We start from the raw sequence: 17,166 nt of genomic DNA, 5'->3' as shown, positions 1-17,166 counted from the left end.
GGCGAGTACGGAAGCCGGCAAGGATAGCCGCACGGCGCGGCCGTGCGGCTACGCGTACAGCGAACCGGTGGCGCCCCGATGCGGTTTTCACGGCTCGGCGTGCTTGGATGGAGGCGAAGCCAAGGAGAACAGGGGAGGCAGCCATGAACACGCTGGAGCACGAACGCACCGAGACCGGTGAGGCGGCGGACCGCCCGATGAATGCTCTCGACCGCTGCGACAGCTGCGGCGCGCAGGCGTACGTTCGCGTGATGCTGAACGGCAGCGAGCTGCTCTTCTGCGGGCACCACGCCAAGAAGCACGAGGCGAAGCTGCGTCCGATCGCAGAGGTGTGGCATGACGAGAGCCATCGTCTGACCGCCACCGCGTAGGCGAACGGCGTCAGACGCGAAAACCCCCGGTTCCTCGGAGCCGGGGGTTTTCGCGTCGCAGCAGCGCGACGATGCCGTCGGGCCCGCCCCGCGTGCAGCAGGGCGGGCCCCGCGGCTCCTACTCGAGGTAGTCGCGCAGCTGCTGCGACCGCGAGGGGTGGCGCAGCTTCGCCATGGTCTTCGACTCGATCTGGCGGATGCGCTCGCGCGTCACGCCGAAGGTGTCGCCGATCTGGTCCAAAGTCTTCGGCATGCCATCGCCCAGGCCGAAGCGCATGCGGATGACACCGGCCTCGCGCTCGGAGAGGGAGTCGAGCAGCTGCTCGAGCTGCTGCTGCAGCATCGTGAAGCCCACCGCGTCGGCCGGCACGACCGCCTCGGTGTCCTCGATGAGGTCGCCGAACTCGCTATCGCCGTCTTCGCCCAGCGGGGTGTGCAGGGAGATCGGCTCGCGGCCGTACTTCTGCACCTCGACGACCTTCTCGGGCGTCATGTCGAGCTCGCGCGAGAGCTCCTCGGGCGTCGGTTCGCGGCCGAGATCCTGCAGCATCTGGCGCTGCACGCGTGCGAGCTTGTTGATGACCTCGACCATGTGCACCGGGATACGGATGGTGCGCGCCTGGTCGGCCATGGCGCGGGTGATCGCCTGGCGGATCCACCACGTCGCATAGGTCGAGAATTTGAAGCCCTTGGTGTAATCGAACTTCTCGACGGCGCGGATGAGGCCGAGATTGCCCTCCTGGATGAGATCCAGGAACTGCATGCCGCGGCCGGTGTAGCGCTTCGCGAGCGAGACGACGAGGCGCAGGTTCGCGCCGAGCAGATGGCTCTTCGCCCGCTGGCCGTCGCGCGCCACCCACTTCAGCTCGCGGGTGAGCTTCTTCGGCAGGCCCTTCTCCGTCGCGAGCTTCTCCTCTGCGAAGAGGCCGGCCTCGATGCGCATCGCCAGCTCGACCTCTTCGGCAGCGTTCAGCAGCGCGACCTTGCCGATCTGCTTCAGGTAGTCCTTGACCGGGTCGGCAGTGGCACCGGGGATCGCCGTGGTGACGGTCGGCACATCGACCTCGTCCGAGGCCTTCAGCACGATCGCACCGGTCGGAAGCGGCTCGTCGGCGGCGCGCGTCGACTTCTCTTCCTTCTCCTCCTCGATCGGCTCATCGGCGGAATTGACGATCTCGGCGATCTCGTCGGCGACCTTCTTCGCGCCCGTGCGCTTCTTCGCCGGCGCCTTCGCCGCCGCCGTCTTCGCGGTCGACGCCTTGGCAGTCGTCGTCTTCTTCGCAGCCGCCTTCTTCGGCGCAGCGGCCTTCTTCTGAGCGGGGGCCTTATCGCCCGACTTCGCCGTCGTGGCCTCCTCCGGCTCCGAAGCCTCAGCCTTCTTGGTCGTCGCTCGAGTTGTGGTCGTGGTTGCAGTTGCCACGCATCCGCCTCTCCGTAGTCGGGTCGCACCGCGGCCTCGAAAGGTCGGCCGAGTGCTCACAGCAGTAAAACCCACGTCAAGTCCGGAATATTCCTGCTCGCGAAGAAACAATCAGTGGACTGAATGGGCTACCTCATCTATTATTGCACGCCGCGACCTGCGAGTTCGACCGGAGCGGGCTCCGGGCGATCCCTGGCGCCGCGCCGCGCGCACCGGCCCCGACTTTCAGAAGCCGGCGTCGCCTGGCTCGCCCTCGCCCGACCCCGATCGATGCTGCTCGGCCAGGTAGCGCTCGAGCTCGCTCGCGATCTGCTCGGCCGTCGGGATGGTCCCGTCCTCGCTGATCAGCGGGGACTGCGCGCCTCGGTCCTCCATATACGCGTCGTAGCGCTTCTCGAGCGTGCGCACCATCTCGAAAGACTCCTCGTTCTCGGCGATCTGCTCGTCGACGCGCGCGATGAACTCCGTCTCGGCGTCGCGCACCTCGTCGGTGGCGAAGATCAGCCCCGTGGCCGCCATGATGCCCTCGAGCGCTGCGCGCAGAGCACTCGGGTATTCGGCGTTGGCGAGATAGTGCGGGATCAGCAGCGCGAAGCCCACGACCTCCTCCCCCAGGCTGTGCAGGCGGTACTCGATGACGTGGGAGGCGGAGGCCGGCAGGCGCGTCGTCGGGCGCCATACCGAACGAGCGTCGATCAGATCCTCCCGCGATCCGCTCACGGTCGCAGCGATCGGCCGCGTATGCGGCACGGGCATCGGCAGCGCGTGCGACCACACCGTCGTCGTCACCTCGAACTCGTGCACGAGCAGCAGTACGGTGTCGACGAACAGCTCCCAGCGGAAGTCGGGCTCGTATCCGCTCAGGAGCAGGAAGGGCGACCCGAGCTCGTCCTTCGCGAGGGAGAGCGCGAGCTCCTCCGGAGAGAAGTCGGTGAGGTGGTCCTCGGAGAACGTGATCATCGGCCTGCGGGCACGGTAGTCGAACAGCATGTCCGCGTTGAAGCGCACGATTTCTTCGGGAGAAGCGCGTTCCCAGAAATATCCTTCGAGCTGCGAGATCGTGCTCCCGGCGTCGTTGAAGCCCTGCAGCGCCACGATCAACGGCAGGCCGCGCGGTACCGCAGCGCGCCGTTCGGCATGCTCCGCGGAGAAAATGGACTCGTTCACACTTCCATCCTACGAAGACCGCGGCGCCGACCGGCCCGATCCGGTCACGCCGATAGCGAACCGCGTTCCGCTGTGATCCGCGGTCGAAGTAGTAGGCTTGTGGGCAGTGCGACCGCTCATCATATGGACGCCTCCGAAAATTCCCATGCGAACGACCCAAGGGAGATCCCACTTTGGCTGATCAGCAGTTTGACATCGTCGTCCTCGGCGGCGGTAGCGCCGGGTACGCGACGGCGATCCGCGCCAAGCAACTCGGCTTCAGTGCAGTTGTCATCGAGAAGGACAAGCTCGGCGGCACCTGCCTCCACCGCGGCTGCGTTCCCACGAAAGCACTGCTCCATTCCGCCGAGATCGCCGATGTCGCGAGCACGGGCGACAAGTACGGCATCCTTTCGAGCGTCGCGGGCGTCGACATGGCGGGTGTCAACGGCTTCCGCGAGAAGCTCGTCGACGGCAAGCACAAGGGCCTGCAGGGCCTGCTGAAGGCCAACGACATCACGGTCATCGAGGGCGCCGGCCGTCTCGTGTCGCCGAACACCGTGCAGGTCGGCGACGACCGCATCGTCGGGCGGCACGTCGTGCTCGCCACCGGCTCGTACTCGCGCTCGCTGCCGGGCCTCGAGATCGAGGGCCGCGTCATCACGAGCGAGCAGGCGCTCGAGCTGACCGAGGTGCCGCAGAAGGTCATCATCCTCGGCGGAGGCGTCATCGGCGTCGAGTTCGCCAGCGTCTGGCGCTCGTTCGGCGCCGACGTCACGATCATCGAGGGTCTGCCTCACCTCGTCCCCAACGAGGAGGAGTCGATCTCGAAGCAGCTCGAGCGCGCCTTCCGTAAGCGCAAGATCGCGTTCAAGCTCGGCGTCCGCTTCCAGGGCGTCACGCAGGATGCGTCGAGCGTCACGGTCACACTCGAGGACGGCACCGAGCTCTCCGCCGACTACCTCCTCGTCGCGGTGGGACGCGGCCCCGCGACAGCGAACAACGGTTTCGAAGAGGTCGGCATCGAGATGGATCGCGGCTTCGTGCTCACCAACGAGCGCCTCGCCACCAACGTCGCGGGCGTCTACGCCGTCGGCGACATCGTTCCCGGCCTGCAGCTCGCGCACCGCGGCTACCAGCAGGGCATCTTCGTCGCCGAAGAGATCGCGGGTCTGAACCCGATCATCGTCGAGGACGTCAACATTCCGAAGGTCACCTACTGCGACCCCGAGGTCGCCTCGGTCGGCCTGACCGAGGCCAAGGCGAAGGCCCAGTACGGCGACGACAAGGTCACCTCGTACGAGTACAACCTCGCGGGCAACGCGAAGAGCTCGATCCTCGGCACCGCAGGCTCGGTGAAGGCCGTGCAGGTCGTCGACGGCCCGATCGTCGGTGTGCACATGATCGGCGCACGCGTCGGCGAACTCGTCGGCGAGGCGCAACTCATCGTGAACTGGGAGGCGACGCCCGAGGACATCGCACCGTTCGTCCACGGCCACCCCACCCAGAACGAGACCATCGGCGAGACCATGCTGAAGCTCGCCGGCAAGCCGCTGCACGCCATCTGAGCGCCCGCGCGAACATCACGAACGAAACAGGAGAAACACGATGAGTGAATCGGTAGTGCTCCCCGCACTGGGCGAGAGTGTCACCGAGGGCACGGTCACCCGCTGGCTGAAGAACGTCGGCGACTCGGTCGAGGTCGACGAGCCGCTGCTCGAGGTCTCGACCGACAAGGTCGACACCGAGATCCCGTCGCCCTTCGCAGGTGTGCTCGAAGAGATCCTCGTGCAGGAGGACGACACCGCCGAAGTCGGCGCCGTGCTCGCCCGCATCGGCGACGGCAGCGGCAGCGGTGCCGCTCCGGCCGCACCCGCTGCGGAGCCCGCCGCTGCGGAGCCGACTCCTGCGCCCGCTGCCGCGCCGGCCCCCGAAGCCGCACCCGAGCCCGCTGCTGAGACGCCCGCCGCTCCCGCCGCGTCCGGCGACGCGACCACGGTGACGCTCCCGTCGCTGGGCGAGAGCATCACCGAGGGCACCGTCACTCGCTGGCTGAAGAACGTCGGCGACTCGGTCGAGGTCGACGAGCCGCTGCTCGAGGTCTCGACCGACAAGGTCGACACCGAGGTTCCGTCGCCCGTCGCGGGAGTGCTGCAGGAGACCCTGGTGCAGGAGGACGAGACCGTCGAGGTCGGCGGCGCCCTGGCCCGTATCGGTAGTGGCGCTCCGGCGGCTCCCGCAGCTCCCGAGCCCGCAGCACCGGCTCCCGCGGCTGCACCGGCTCCCGCGGCTGCACCGGCTCCCGCGGCTGCACCGGCTCCCGCGGCTGCACCGGCTCCGGCCGCTGCGCCTGCGGAGCCGGCCCCGGCCGCACCCGCAGCCCCCGCTCCGACTCCGGCTGCTCCCGCAGCCCCGGCGCCGGCCCCTGCAGCGGCGGCAGCGCCCGCGGCCCCGGCCGCACCGGCATCGCAGCCCGGCTACGTCACCCCGATCGTGCGCAAGCTCGCAGCCGACTCCGGCGTCGACCTGGCGACCATCACCGGCACCGGCGTCGGAGGGCGCATCCGCAAGGAGGACGTGGTCGCCGCGGCTGCCGCGAAGCCCGCCGCTGCGGCTCCGGCCGCGGCGACCGCTGCGGCCCCCGCGCCGGCTCCTGAGGTCTCACCCCTGCGCGGCACCTCGCAGAAGATGAGCCGTCTGCGCAAGGTCATCGCCGAGCGCGCCGTCGCGTCGCTGCAGCAGTCCGCTCAGCTCACGACGGTCGTCGAGGTCGATGTGACCCGCGTGGCTCAGCTGCGCCAGGCGAAGAAGGACGAGTTCCTGCAGAAGACCGGCTCGAAGCTCTCCTTCATGCCGTTCTTCGCGCTGGCCGCGGCCGAGGCGCTCCGCACCTACCCCGTCATCAACTCGACGCTCGACGGCGACACGATCACCTACCCGGCGACCGAGAACATCAGCATCGCCGTCGACTCCGAGCGCGGGCTCCTCACCCCGGTGCTGCGCGATGCCGGCGACAAGAATCTCGCCGAGATCGCTGCGGGCATCGCCGATCTCGCGGAGCGCACCCGCAGCAACAAGCTGACACCCGACGAGCTCGCCGGCGGCACGTTCACCCTCACGAACACCGGATCGCGCGGCGCGCTCTTCGACACGCCCCTCGTCTTCATGCCGCAGAGCGCCATTCTCGGCACCGGCGCGGTCGTGAAGAAGCCCGGCGTCGTCTCGGGCCCGGACGGCGATGCGATCGCGATCCGCTCGACCGTATACCTCGCGCTGTCGTACGATCACCGCACCATCGACGGAGCCGACGCGGCGCGGTTCCTCACGCAGGTGAAGGCGCGTCTCGAGGCCGGCGATTTCGAGGGCAACCTCGGCATCTGATTCGGTCACTGCACCGGTGCATGACGGGCCGGGCGCTTCCTCCAGGGGGCGCCCGGCCCGCTGCGTTGCGCGGACGCGTCACCGGCCCGGCGGTCAGCCGGCACTGCGCGCGGCCCCCGCGGGCTACCGACGCGGCGTGATGCGCATGCCGATGGCATGGGTGATCGCCTCGCCCGCCGCGACCGGCGACCATGCCCCGCGCTGCGCGTCGAGCACGAGCTCCGCGACGGCCGCGTCGAACGCCTCGAGCAGCAGATCGCGCACGCCGTCCCCCTCCCATACGGCGAGCATCTGCCCGACGAACCGGCGCGACACCCCGAGAGCGGCGCATGCGTCGTCGTGACCGCCGCGCAGGTGCGCGCGATGGCGGCGCAGCGCTCCCGGTCGCGCGGCACGGGCGAGACCCGAAGCGGTGAACACGACCCCGTGCGCGCCCACCGAGATGTCGCGCGCATGCGGAGCGCCCGCGCACCACCCGCCGGCGCGGAAGGCGATCGTCGCATCGCAGAGGGTCAGCAATCGTCCGGCTGCCTCCCCAGCGGTGAGGGCGCTTCGGGATCCGCGGCGCCGTCGCTTCGCCGCGTTCGCACGCCCGCCCGCCGTCCGGCTCTCCGCCGGCACGTTCCGCTCCACGCTCGCTCCTCTCACGTCCCTCCCCCGGTTCTCGGCCCGATCTCGGGCTCCTGAGTGCGTGCTCGGCAACGATTCTGCGGCAGTTCCCCGCGATGCGCATCCCGGAAACCGCGATTCTGGAGAGAAAGCCGGCGAAACAGGACTCGCGGAGGCTGTGGAGGAGGAAGAAGCACCCCTCCGGACGCGATACCCTAGAAGGTATGGCAGAAAAAGCGAAGCGCACCGGTCGCATCCGGCAGATGATCGATGTCTACAAGACGACGAAGGTCCACGACCGCAATCTGACCGCGATCCTCATCCTGTGCTTCATCGTGCCCGTGCTCGTCTTCGTCGGCCTCGCCGCGATCTTCTCGACCGCATGGTTCGGGTGGATCGTGTGGCCGCTCACCGGCGTGCTCGTGGGCATCCTGGTCGTCATGATCGTGCTCGGCCGTCGCGCGGAGCGCACGGCGTACCGTCAGATCGAAGGCCGCCCGGGTGCGGTCGGCGCCGTGGTGCAGGGCGCTCTGCGCCGGTCGTGGCGCGGCTCCGAGGTTCCGGTCGCGGTCACGCGCAATCAGGACGCGGTGTACCGCGTGGTCGGTCGCGGCGGCGTCGTGCTCATCTCGGAGGGCTCGCTGCAGCGCACCCGCCGCCTCGCCTCCGATGAAGAGCGCAAGGTGAAGCGCGCACTGCGCAACGTGCCCGTCGTACACCTGTACGTCGGGCCCGACGAGGGCGGCGTGCCTCTCGAGAAGCTCTCGCGCACGCTCGTCAAGCTGAAGGCCGTGCTGAGGCGCCCCGAGGTCGACGCGGTCTACAACCGCCTGTCGTCGCTGCAGGGCACCCCGATCGGCATCCCGAAGGGCATCGACCCGAATCGGGCCCGTTCACAGCGCCCGCGCTGATCCGCATGCCCGCACCGAAGTCCCCGCAACCTTTCGGCGACCTCGCCCCGAGCGAGTGGCCGGGCGAGCGCCTGGGGCTGCCCGAAAGCGGCCCCGGTTCCGTCGGCCGCCCGGGGCGGCGCATCCTCGCGATCGCCATCGACTGGGCGCTCGCGGCGATCCCCGCCTATCTGCTGATCGGCGGCAACACCCCCGAGCTCTGGAACATCGCATGCTTCGCGCTGCTCCAGATCGTGTTCATCCCCACCATCGGCGGGTCGCTCGGGCATCGCCTGTGCGGCATGCGCGTCGTGCCGCTCCCGGGGGGCTGGGTCGGCCTCTGGCGCCCGGTCGTGCGCACCGTGCTGCTGTGCCTCGTGATCCCTGTCGCCGTCTGGGATTCCGACCAGCGCGGCTTCCATGACAAGATCGCGGGCACGGTGCTCATCCGTGCCTGAGGGCGCACCGCATTCTGTAACAGGCACGAAACACGAGTCGCATTTTTCTGAAATTTGACTCCCCTAAGCTGGTAACGAGCGAACGGTACGATTGCCGTACCACAGACATGAGGAGCACAATGTTCACGAGTCCGCAGGAAGTCATCGATTTCATCTCGGAGACGGACGTCAAGTTCGTCGATATCCGCTTCACCGACCTCCCGGGCGTGCAGCAGCACTTCAACATTCCCGCGTCGACCGTGGATCTCGATTTCTTCGAGGTCGGCCAGATGTTCGACGGCTCGTCGATCCGCGGCTTCGTCGGCATCGCCGACTCCGATATGCAGCTGATCCCCGATGTCACCACCTGCTACGTCGACCAGTTCCGCATCGAGCGCACGCTCATCATCGTCTGCGACATCTTCAACCCGCGCACCGGCGAGATCTTCGCGAAGGACCCGCGCCAGGTCGCGAAGAAGGCCGAGCAGTACCTGGTCTCGACAGGGATCGCCGACACCGCGTTCTTCGCTCCGGAGGCCGAGTTCTACATCCTCGATTCGGTGCGCTACGAGACCACCCCCCGCCGCACCTTCTTCGAGATCGACTCCGAGGAGGCGCATTGGAACTCGGCGCGCAAGCGCGACGGTGCGAACCTCGGCAACACCACGTCCGAGAAGGGCGGCTACTTCCCCGTCTCGCCCGTCGACAAGCAGGCCGACCTGCGCGATGACATCTCGCTGCGCCTCATCGAAGCGGGGCTCAAGCTCGAGCGCGCCCACCACGAGGTCGGAGCCCCCGGCCAGGCCGAGATCAACTACCGCTTCGACACCATGGTGCAGGCCGCCGACGACGTGCTGAAGTTCAAGTACATCGTCAAGAACACTGCCGAGATCTGGGGCAAGACCGCCACCTTCATGCCGAAGCCCGTCTTCGGCGACAACGGTTCGGGCATGCACACCCACATGTCGCTGTGGAAGAACGGCGACCCCCTGTTCTACGACGAGAACGGCTACGCGCAGCTCTCGGACACCGCCCGCTGGTTCATCGGCGGCATCCTGCACCACGCGCCGGCCCTGCTCGCCTTCACGAACCCGACCATCAACAGCTACCGCCGCCTGGTCAAGGGCTACGAGGCCCCCGTCAACCTGGCGTACTCGGCGGGCAACCGCTCCGCCGCCGTGCGCATCCCGCTCACGGGTTCGAACCCGAAGGCGAAGCGCATCGAGTTCCGCGCCCCCGACGCCTCGGGCAACCCGTACCTCGCGTTCGCCGCGCAGCTGCTCGCCGGGATCGACGGCATCCGTGGCCGCATCGAACCGATGGAGCCGATCGACAAGGATCTGTACGAGCTGCCCCCCGAGGAGGCGAAGAACATCCCCCAGGTGCCCGCCTCGCTCGAAGAGGCGCTGCAGGCGCTCGAGGCCGACCACGAGTTCCTGCTCGAGGGCGGCGTATTCAGCAGGGATCTCATCGACACATGGATCGCGCTGAAGCGCGAAACCGAGATCGCTCCGATGGCGCTGCGCCCGCACCCGTACGAGTTCGAGCTGTACTACGGGGTGTGAGAACCGGGATCTCGGGAGTGTCGCGCGGACCTGGGGTTTCCCTCTCGGTCCCAGTCGTAGCCTCGACTATCACGGATACTTGACCTGCATCTGGCTACACGGAAGTACATCAGAGTTCGTTCTCGTCACGTCCAGGGCACGTCCAGGATCCGCTCACGAAACGCCCCTCATCGCATTTCGCGGCGAGGGGCGTTTCGCTGTTCGTCCGAAGCGCTGTTCGTTGCTCACCTGCACCCTGTCGAGCGTCACATCGGCGAGAGCCGGCTCCGAGGCTTCCGGCCGAGCTCCTGCTCGATGCCAGGACGGCTGTCATCGGAGTCCTGAGCCATCGTGCTGGCGCGGTGGCGGTGCAAGATGGACACTGCCCCATAGGTGCACTATGCTGCACTGCATGGAGGCGAGTGCGGAGTCGTTGGCGCGTGCAATCGGTGCGCGGGTGAAGCTGCAGCGGAAGGATCGGGGGTGGACTCTGGATCAGCTCGCGGAGTTCGCCGGGGTGAGCCGCCGCATGCTCGTCAATGTGGAGCAAGGCGCGGTGAACCCGAGCGTGGGTACGCTGTTGCGGCTTTCGGACGCGCTCGGGGTCGGGCTGCCGGCCCTGGTGGAGCCTCCGGCATCGCGCGCGGTGAAGTTCACCGGCCACGGGGAAGGCGCTGTCCTGTGGACCGGAGATGGTGGCGGCCGAGGTGTGCTCGTCGCCGGCACCGAGCCCCCGGACGTGGTCGAGCTGTGGGATTGGATCCTCGCGCCCGGTGAGCGCCACGATAGCGGCGCACACAGCGATGGCACTCGTGAGCTGCTGCACATGCATGAGGGCTCGATCACAGTCGAGGTCGACGGCGACCGCTACGACCTCGCACCCGGTGACGCGCTGTCATTCCACGGCGATGCCACCCACGCCTACATCAACTCGACCGATGCGTCTGCCCGGTTCTCGCTGACGGTGTTCGAGCCGGGCGTGGGAGCCGCACACCGAACGGAGACCCCTGATGCCTGAGACCACAACCCCCGAACAGTTCCTGGACGCGTGCACCGTGGATGAGGCGGTGTTCGAGTTGCGCCCGGACTACCGCGCCCTGCTGCTGGTGGTCGATGGCCTCGCCCCGGCAGAGTCCGGGGAGGGCAGCGATACTGTCGACGAGCTCATCGCCCGGGCCGAGGCTCGTGCGCGCGACCTCTTGGAAGGGTCGCCCGTGGATGAGCTGCCGCATATCGCGTCGTGGCGGGAGGCGTACCGAGCGTTCGGAGCGAAGCCGCAGCGCACCCGTAACAGTCTCGAAGCCCTGACCCGCCGAGCCGAACAGGGACTGCCGCGGGTGAACGCGCTCACCGACATCTACAACTCGATTTCAGTGCTGCACCAGATCCCCCTCGGCGGTGAGGACGTCGACCGTTACGACGGACCGGCTCGCCTGATCCGCGCCACCGGTGCAGAGCCGTTCGACACGAGCGCGAACGGGGAGAACGTGATCGAGCATCCCGAGCCCGGTGAGGTCGTCTGGTGCGATGCTGCCGGGGTGACGTGCCGACGGTGGAACTGGCGGCAGGGCCGGCGCACTGGACTCACCGACACGACCCGGGCCGCGTTCTTCATCCTCGACACCCTCGCGCCCGTCACCGACGAGGAGCTCGACGCCGCGGGCGATGCGCTGGTCGTGGCTCTGACGGGTCTGGGCGAGCACGTGCGGGTCGCGAGACGGTTGGTGAGCGCGTGATTCGGCGACGCTCGACAGGGATCCCGCCGTGGTCGCTGGCGGTCGCGGCGATGCTGGCGGTGCAGTTCTCGAACGCCCTGTCAGTGCCGGTGATCAACCAGATCGGTGCTGCCGGTACCGCGTGGCTGCGCATGCGCTTCAGCCGCGTGCTCCTGACCGAGCCCTAGCACGGGAACATGGACTTCGCGGGCGTCGGGTTCGCTCTCGCCGCGGGCGCCTGCTGGGGCCGGTACAACGTGTTCATGCAGCGCGGCGGACGTCGGCGCCCTGAGCAGGAGGACGAATCGGCGGAACGAGTGCCATCGACTTGACTCCGCCCCTAAGGGCAGGGTCTATCGTTTCGGCGAGGAGGATGATATGCGCATTGGCGAGCTTATGGCCCGCACCGGGGCATCGGTGAAGGCGATCCGCTACTACGAACGACTGGGGCTCATCGCGCCGGCTCGAACCGGAAACGGCTATCGCATGTTCGATGAGCATGATGTGCGGGCGGTCACCGAGATCCGGGAACTCGCACTGGTCGGGATCTCTCCGCAGCAGGCTGCACCCTTCCTCGAGTGCTTGGGGCTCGGGCATCAGCGAGGCGATGACTGCGTGAGTTCCCTGAGCGTCTACCGCGACACGATCGCCGAACTCGACCGGATGATCGGATCGCTGTCCACTCGCCGTACGAAACTGCAGCATCTGCTCGATGAGAGCGCGGGACGCACATTCGCGAAGGAGGAGCCGGTGACCGATTTCACGACCTTGCCCGAGGGCCTGCCCGTCCCCGAGGACGACGGCGCGGCCGACCACCTGCCTGGCATGCGGATGCCGGATCTGACGCTCTCCACGAGCGACGGAAACACGGCGTCACTGACCGGGCTCGGGACAGGACGCACCGTCATCTATCTGTATCCCCTCACAGGAAGACCGGGTGTCGATCTTCCCGACGGATGGGACGCTATCCCCGGGGCACGAGGCTGCTCAACGGAAGCCTGCGACTTCAGCAACCACTTCGACCAGCTCCGCCAGGCCGGGGCGGAGCGCGTGTACGGCATGTCGAGCCAGGACTCCGCCTATCAGGATGAGGTGGTCCAGCGCCTCCGGCTGCCGTTCACGATGATCTCGGATCCCGCTCTCACCCTTGCCGACGCTTTGCGCCTGCCGACATTCTCTGCACCCGGTCATGACCGGCTCTACTCGCGCCTCACCCTCATCGTGCGCGACAGCATGATCGAGCATGTCTTCTATCCGATCTTTCCACCCAACATGCACGCCCAGCAGGTGCTCGACTGGTTCGAGAGCCACCCCGAACAGGAGCAGTCATGAGCAGCAGCATCCTCACCGGCCTCTCTGCGTTCCCCCTCACCCCGCTCCAGGACGACCACGTCGACGAGGACGCTTTCGCAGGCCTGATCGAACGACTCGCCTCGGCAGGGGTGGACTCGATCACTGCGCTCGGGTCGACCGGCTCTTACGCCTACCTCGCCCCGGCTGAACGAGCCCGCGTCGCGAAGCTCGCAGTAGAGCACGCCGGGTCAACGCCGGTGTTCGTGGGCGTCGGAGGCCTGCGCACCTCGCACGTCCTCGCCCATGTCGAGGCCGCGGAGTATGCGGAGGCGGCGGGGGTGCTGTTGGCCCCGATGACCTATCAGGCACTCACCGTCGATGACGTGTTCGAGCTGTACCGCACCGTCACCGAGCACACGGAGCTGCCGGTGATCGTCTACGACAACCCGGGCACCACCCACTTCGCCTTCACCACCGAGCTGTACGCCCGCATCGCGGAGTTGCCGGGGATCGCGTCGATCAAGATCCCAGGCGTCCCCACGAACCCCGCGGAGGCCGCCAAGCACGTGGCAGGGATTCGCGCGGCGGTGCCCGAGCACGTCACCATCGGAGTTTCCGGTGACGCGTTCGCCGCGACCGGCTTAAACGCGGGCTGCGACGCCTGGTACTCCGTCATCGGCGGCACTCTCCCCGAGCCCGCTCTCGCGATCACTCGTGCTGCGCAAGAAGGCCGAGCCACGGACGCGGTGGCGGAGTCGGAGCGGCTCGCGCCCTTGTGGGCGTTGTTCGCCGAGTTCGGAGGGAGCCTGCGCGTGACCGCCGCGATCGCCGAATACCTCGGCCTGGCACCGCATCAGTGCCTGCCGCTGCCGCTGCAGGGCCTCACCGCGTCACAACGAGACGAAGTAGCCCGGGTGATCAACTTGCTGGGGAGTTCGGGCCGGCTCGTGAATCCTGACAACCATGTGAAGTTCGTTCGGAGGACGACTTGACTGCTGCGACACACCTGCGCATCGACGCTGATCGGTGGTGGTGAACCCTTCGGCGCGCTCGAGTACGAGAACGCCCCCGGCGGTCCGTATCGGATCTCCGGGGGCGTTCTCGCTTTCTGAACGACTTCATCGTCGCTCGATCAGGAATCTAGGAGTCGAGCTCGTCTTCAAGCTCGGTCCCGTCTTCGGCGAGTAGGGCCTCGAGGAATGACTGTAAGTACTGCATAACGATCAGGTTACGCTTCCATAACGAAATGGACAAGGGTTCTTTCGTAGCGTGTCGGTGAACGGCTCGTGACGGGCCGGTCGACGTGCGGTCCGCCTAGAAGAAGCGGTAGTGCTCCTCTTCCTCATAGCCGAAGAACTCGCGTTCGAACACGGCCCGCGCGCGCCGAGCGACGGCGAACCACCGTTCCTCGAGCTCGGACACGAGCTCGCCGGGGAGGTCGAGCACTCCGGCGATGCCGGCGAGATCGGCCCAGTTCGTCGGCAGCACGTCGGACGCCTTGCCCGACCACAGTTTCGCCGCGGAGCGCACCTCGCTCGCGAAGCGCCAGGAGTCTTCGAGGTGCTCGGCCTCGGTTGCGGTGAGGTAGCCGAGACGACGTGCGGCCGCGAGCGTCTCGAGGGACGAGACCGTGCGCAGTTCGGGATGCTCGGCGGCGTGGCGCAGCTGGATGAGCTGCAGCAGCCATTCGACATCGCTGATGCCGCCCGGCCCGAGCTTCAGATGCCGCTTCGGGTCGGCCCCCTGCGGCAGGCGCTCGTTCTCGACCCGCGCCTTGATGCGCCTGACCTCGCGCACCGATGCCTCGGGAAACTCGCGCGGGTACCGCGTCGCGTCGGCGAGGGCTTCGAAGTCGCGGCCGAGCTCGGCGTCGCCGGCGACGTGACGGGCGCGCAGCAGCGCCTGCGCCTCCCAGGTGACCGACCAGCGCTCGTAGTAGGTGCGATAGGCGTCGAGGCTGCGCACGATCGGCCCGTTCTTGCCCTCGGGCCGCAGATCGAAGTCGAGGTCGACGGGGAACCGCGGATCGGATACGAGTCGTCGCAGCTCCGAGATGAGCCGCGTCGCGGCGCGAGCCGATGCCTCTCCCCCGCCGTCGACGGGCCGGTAGACGGCGAGGATATCGATGTCCGAGGCGAATCCGAGCTCCCCGCCCCCGTAGCGCCCCATGCCGATGATCGCGACCTGCGGTACGTCGCCCCCCTGTGCGGAGTGCTCCTGGCGCAGCGACCGCACCAGGGCGTCGAGCAGCGCCGTGTGGGCGGCGTCGAGGCCGATCGACACCTCGCTCTCGCCGATGACGCCGACCGCGCGCCCCATCGCGAGGCGCAGGATCTCGCGGCGATGCACCGAGCGCAGCGCACGCGCCGCCTCTTCCGCCGTCGGACGCCGCGATGCGAGCGATCGCATCTCCTCGCGCAGCGTCGCGAGCGGCACCGGCTGCAGCAGCGCATCCTTCTCGAGCCATCCGACGGCCTCGGGGTTCGATTCCAGGAGCTCGGCCGCGAACTTCGACGTCGAGAGGAGCCGGGTGAGGCGCTCGGCGGCCTCGGCGCCGTCGCGCAGCAGCCTGAGGTACCAGGGGGTCTCGCTGTTCGCCTCGCTCACGCGGCGGAACGCGAGCAGACCGTAGTCGGGGTCCGTGCCGTCCGAGAGCCACTGCAGCAGCACCGGCATGAGGTTGCGCTGGATGCGGGCGCGCCGCGAGGTGCCGCGGGTGAGCGCCGCGATGTGCCGCATCGCGCCGTCCGGATCCCTGAAGCCGATGCTCACGAGCCGCGCACGCGCCTCGTCGCCTCCGAGCACGAGCTCCTCCTCGGGCAGTGCGGCGACGGCGCTCAAGAGCGGGGCGTAGAAGATCTTCAGGTGCAGCGCGCGCACCTCGCGCTTCACGGTCTCCCACCGGGCGACGAGCTCGCGCCCACCCGGGGCGAACCCGCTCGCCCGAGCGAGGACGCGCAACTCGTCGGGGTCCCTCGGCATCAGCGCCGTGCGCCGCAACTGGCGCAGCTGCAGGCGATGCTCGAGCACGCGGAGGAAGCGGTAGTCCTCAGCGAGCCGCTCGCCGTCGCTGCGCGCGACGAAGCCGCCCTCGACGAGCACGCGCAGCGCGGGCAGCGTGCCGCGCAGGTGCAGCCGGTCGTCGTACTGCCCGTGCACGAGCTGCAACAGCTGCACGCTGAACTCGATGTCGCGCAGGCCGCCGGGCCCGAGCTTCAGCTGGATATCGATCTCGTCGTCGTCGATATGCTCGGTGACCCGCCCCCGCATGCGCTGCACCGAGCCGACGAAGTCCTCACGCGACGACGACGCCCAGACTCCGGAGCGCGTGCGCGAGACGAACTCCTCGCCGAGCCCGATATCGCCAGCGACGGCGCGGGCTTTGAGCAGCGCCTGGAACTCCCAGGCCTTCGCCCATCGGTCGTAGTAGCTCAGCATCGACCCCAGGGTGCGCACGAGCGCGCCGTGGCGCCCCTCGGGGCGGAGGTTCGCATCGAGCTGCCACAGCGGCGGCTCCGAGGCCGGGTCGTGGATGCCGCGCATCGTCTCGCTGGCGAGCCGCGTCGCGACCCTGATCAGCGCGTCACCCGCGAGCACGTCGTCGTCGGCCGATTCCGCGACGAAGACGACATCGACGTCGGAGACGACGTTCAGCTCTTCGGCGCCGCACTTGCCCATCGCGACGATCGCGAGCCGGGTCGCTTCGAGGCGCTCGGGTGCGACGGCCGGGCCCGAGAGCCCGGCCGCGAGCGATGCCCGCGCGACCTGCAGCGACGCCTCGATCGCCGCCGTCGCGAGGTCGGAGAGCGACGCGGCGACGCGTTCGAAGAGGTCGAGGGCGCCGTCGTGCGCGCCGTGCTCGAGCTCGTACAGCTCGAGCCCTGCCAGCAGCTCGCGATAGCGCACGCGCAGCGCGTTCCACCCCGCATCGCCCGCGAGGGCGCCGGCTGCAGTGCCCGCCCCGACGGCGCGCAGCAGTTCGCGCGACGCGGTCTCGCGGTCGACGATGCAGCCGCCGCTGTCGAGCAGTGCGACGAGGCCGGCGGGCTGCCGGCAGAAGAAGTCGCCGAGTGCCGGCGACGCGCCGAAGAGCAGGGCCAGGCGGCGCCAGCGCACCGCGTCGAATGCGCCGAGCGCGTCGGGGTGCTGATCGTGCAGCAGGCGCACCCGGGCGAGCGCGGCATCGGGGTCGGCGGCCGCCGAGAATGCGTCGAGCAGGTCGCCGGTCGCTGCGGAGTGCGCCTCGGCGATCGGTTCGAGCTGCGCCCGCGCATCGGTGAGCTCCTGGAAGCCGGCGCGCGCGATGTCGGCGAGCCTCGGCCCGCCGGCTCCGCGCCCCGCCGATGCCATCGTGCCGCGG

15 protein-coding genes are annotated in these 17,166 nt (G+C 68.6%); 11 read left to right on the top strand and 4 right to left on the bottom strand.

All coding sequences use genetic code 11. The annotated features are described in order from the left end of the window. Positions 1 to 143 precede the first annotated feature (143 nt). On the top strand, positions 144 to 371 hold the full coding sequence (locus ACUYTF_RS11700; RefSeq protein ID WP_434143382.1) for a DUF7455 domain-containing protein: 228 nt from the start codon (positions 144 to 146) through the stop codon (positions 369 to 371). A 118-nt stretch (positions 372 to 489) separates the two neighbouring features. Here the strand turns inward: ACUYTF_RS11700 and ACUYTF_RS11695 are convergent, their stop codons facing one another. Further along, on the bottom strand, positions 490 to 1,791 hold the full coding sequence (locus tag ACUYTF_RS11695) for an RNA polymerase sigma factor (RefSeq protein WP_434143380.1): 1,302 nt from the start codon (positions 1,789 to 1,791) through the stop codon (positions 490 to 492). A 225-nt stretch (positions 1,792 to 2,016) separates the two neighbouring features. Continuing rightward, positions 2,017 to 2,958, bottom strand: coding sequence for a proteasome assembly chaperone family protein (locus ACUYTF_RS11690; protein WP_434143379.1), 942 nt, complete (start codon positions 2,956 to 2,958; stop codon positions 2,017 to 2,019). Positions 2,959 to 3,131: 173 nt separating this feature from the next. Between ACUYTF_RS11690 and lpdA the strand changes: the two genes are divergently transcribed. Further along, positions 3,132 to 4,505, top strand: coding sequence for a dihydrolipoyl dehydrogenase (gene lpdA / locus ACUYTF_RS11685; RefSeq protein ID WP_434143377.1), 1,374 nt, complete (start codon positions 3,132 to 3,134; stop codon positions 4,503 to 4,505). Between the two features lie 40 nt (positions 4,506 to 4,545). Continuing rightward, on the top strand, positions 4,546 to 6,318 hold the full coding sequence (gene sucB / locus ACUYTF_RS11680; RefSeq protein ID WP_434143376.1) for a 2-oxoglutarate dehydrogenase, E2 component, dihydrolipoamide succinyltransferase: 1,773 nt from the start codon (positions 4,546 to 4,548) through the stop codon (positions 6,316 to 6,318). Between the two features lie 123 nt (positions 6,319 to 6,441). Here the strand turns inward: sucB and ACUYTF_RS11675 are convergent, their stop codons facing one another. Continuing rightward, positions 6,442 to 6,951, bottom strand: coding sequence for a hypothetical protein (locus ACUYTF_RS11675; protein ID WP_434143374.1), 510 nt, complete (start codon positions 6,949 to 6,951; stop codon positions 6,442 to 6,444). 200 nt (positions 6,952 to 7,151) lie between these two features. Between ACUYTF_RS11675 and ACUYTF_RS11670 the strand changes: the two genes are divergently transcribed. The 8 genes from ACUYTF_RS11670 to ACUYTF_RS11635 all read left to right on the top strand — a co-directional run bounded on the left by ACUYTF_RS11670 (position 7,152) and on the right by ACUYTF_RS11635 (position 13,798). Beyond that, positions 7,152 to 7,838, top strand: coding sequence for a DUF4191 domain-containing protein (locus ACUYTF_RS11670; protein ID WP_434143373.1), 687 nt, complete (start codon positions 7,152 to 7,154; stop codon positions 7,836 to 7,838). 5 nt (positions 7,839 to 7,843) lie between these two features. Next, on the top strand, positions 7,844 to 8,275 hold the full coding sequence (locus tag ACUYTF_RS11665) for an RDD family protein (RefSeq protein ID WP_434143371.1): 432 nt from the start codon (positions 7,844 to 7,846) through the stop codon (positions 8,273 to 8,275). A gap of 119 nt (positions 8,276 to 8,394) precedes the next feature. After that, positions 8,395 to 9,819, top strand: coding sequence for a type I glutamate--ammonia ligase (glnA, locus tag ACUYTF_RS11660; protein WP_434143369.1), 1,425 nt, complete (start codon positions 8,395 to 8,397; stop codon positions 9,817 to 9,819). A 391-nt stretch (positions 9,820 to 10,210) separates the two neighbouring features. Next, positions 10,211 to 10,816, top strand: a complete 606-nt coding sequence (locus ACUYTF_RS11655; RefSeq protein WP_434143367.1) for a cupin domain-containing protein — start codon at positions 10,211 to 10,213, stop codon at positions 10,814 to 10,816. Then, complete coding sequence (locus ACUYTF_RS11650; protein WP_434143365.1) at positions 10,809 to 11,534, top strand: phenylalanine--tRNA ligase beta subunit-related protein; 726 nt, start codon at positions 10,809 to 10,811, stop codon at positions 11,532 to 11,534. The genes ACUYTF_RS11655 and ACUYTF_RS11650 overlap by 8 nt, the downstream gene beginning before the upstream one ends. Next, positions 11,531 to 11,701, top strand: a complete 171-nt coding sequence (locus ACUYTF_RS11645) for a hypothetical protein (protein WP_434143364.1) — start codon at positions 11,531 to 11,533, stop codon at positions 11,699 to 11,701. The genes ACUYTF_RS11650 and ACUYTF_RS11645 overlap by 4 nt, the downstream gene beginning before the upstream one ends. A 190-nt stretch (positions 11,702 to 11,891) precedes the next feature. Continuing rightward, the gene (locus ACUYTF_RS11640) at positions 11,892 to 12,845 is read left to right on the top strand and encodes a MerR family transcriptional regulator (RefSeq protein ID WP_434143362.1); all 954 of its coding nucleotides are present in this window, start codon (positions 11,892 to 11,894) and stop codon (positions 12,843 to 12,845) included. Continuing rightward, positions 12,842 to 13,798: a dihydrodipicolinate synthase family protein gene (locus ACUYTF_RS11635; protein ID WP_434143360.1), complete on the top strand. Its 957-nt coding sequence runs from the start codon at positions 12,842 to 12,844 to the stop codon at positions 13,796 to 13,798. Before ACUYTF_RS11640 ends, ACUYTF_RS11635 begins: the two co-directional genes overlap by 4 nt. Before the next feature lie 322 nt (positions 13,799 to 14,120). Here ACUYTF_RS11635 and ACUYTF_RS11630 read toward each other — a convergent pair whose 3' ends face one another. Next, positions 14,121 to 17,156: a bifunctional [glutamine synthetase] adenylyltransferase/[glutamine synthetase]-adenylyl-L-tyrosine phosphorylase gene (locus ACUYTF_RS11630; RefSeq protein WP_434143620.1), complete on the bottom strand. Its 3,036-nt coding sequence runs from the start codon at positions 17,154 to 17,156 to the stop codon at positions 14,121 to 14,123. Between the last annotated feature and the right edge of the window lie 10 nt (positions 17,157 to 17,166).

This window comes from Leucobacter sp. GX0328, from assembly GCF_053567315.1.
Note: the sequence above shows the minus strand (reverse complement) of the source record. Positions and strands in the feature narration are given on the sequence as shown.

Bases quoted from the DNA above. Each gene is read 5' to 3' on its own strand.
- ACUYTF_RS11700 (WP_434143382.1), top strand. From the start codon at position 144: ATGAACACGCTGGAGCACGAACGCACCGAGACCGGTGAGGCGGCGGAC.
- sucB (WP_434143376.1), top strand. From the start codon at position 4,546: ATGAGTGAATCGGTAGTGCTCCCCGCACTGGGCGAGAGTGTCACCGAG.
- ACUYTF_RS11670 (WP_434143373.1), top strand. From the start codon at position 7,152: ATGGCAGAAAAAGCGAAGCGCACCGGTCGCATCCGGCAGATGATCGAT.
- ACUYTF_RS11665 (WP_434143371.1), top strand. From the start codon at position 7,844: ATGCCCGCACCGAAGTCCCCGCAACCTTTCGGCGACCTCGCCCCGAGC.
- glnA (WP_434143369.1), top strand. From the start codon at position 8,395: ATGTTCACGAGTCCGCAGGAAGTCATCGATTTCATCTCGGAGACGGAC.
- ACUYTF_RS11655 (WP_434143367.1), top strand. From the start codon at position 10,211: ATGGAGGCGAGTGCGGAGTCGTTGGCGCGTGCAATCGGTGCGCGGGTG.
- ACUYTF_RS11650 (WP_434143365.1), top strand. From the start codon at position 10,809: ATGCCTGAGACCACAACCCCCGAACAGTTCCTGGACGCGTGCACCGTG.
- ACUYTF_RS11640 (WP_434143362.1), top strand. From the start codon at position 11,892: ATGCGCATTGGCGAGCTTATGGCCCGCACCGGGGCATCGGTGAAGGCG.
- ACUYTF_RS11635 (WP_434143360.1), top strand. From the start codon at position 12,842: ATGAGCAGCAGCATCCTCACCGGCCTCTCTGCGTTCCCCCTCACCCCG.
- ACUYTF_RS11630 (WP_434143620.1), bottom strand. From the start codon at position 17,156: ATGGCATCGGCGGGGCGCGGAGCCGGCGGGCCGAGGCTCGCCGACATC.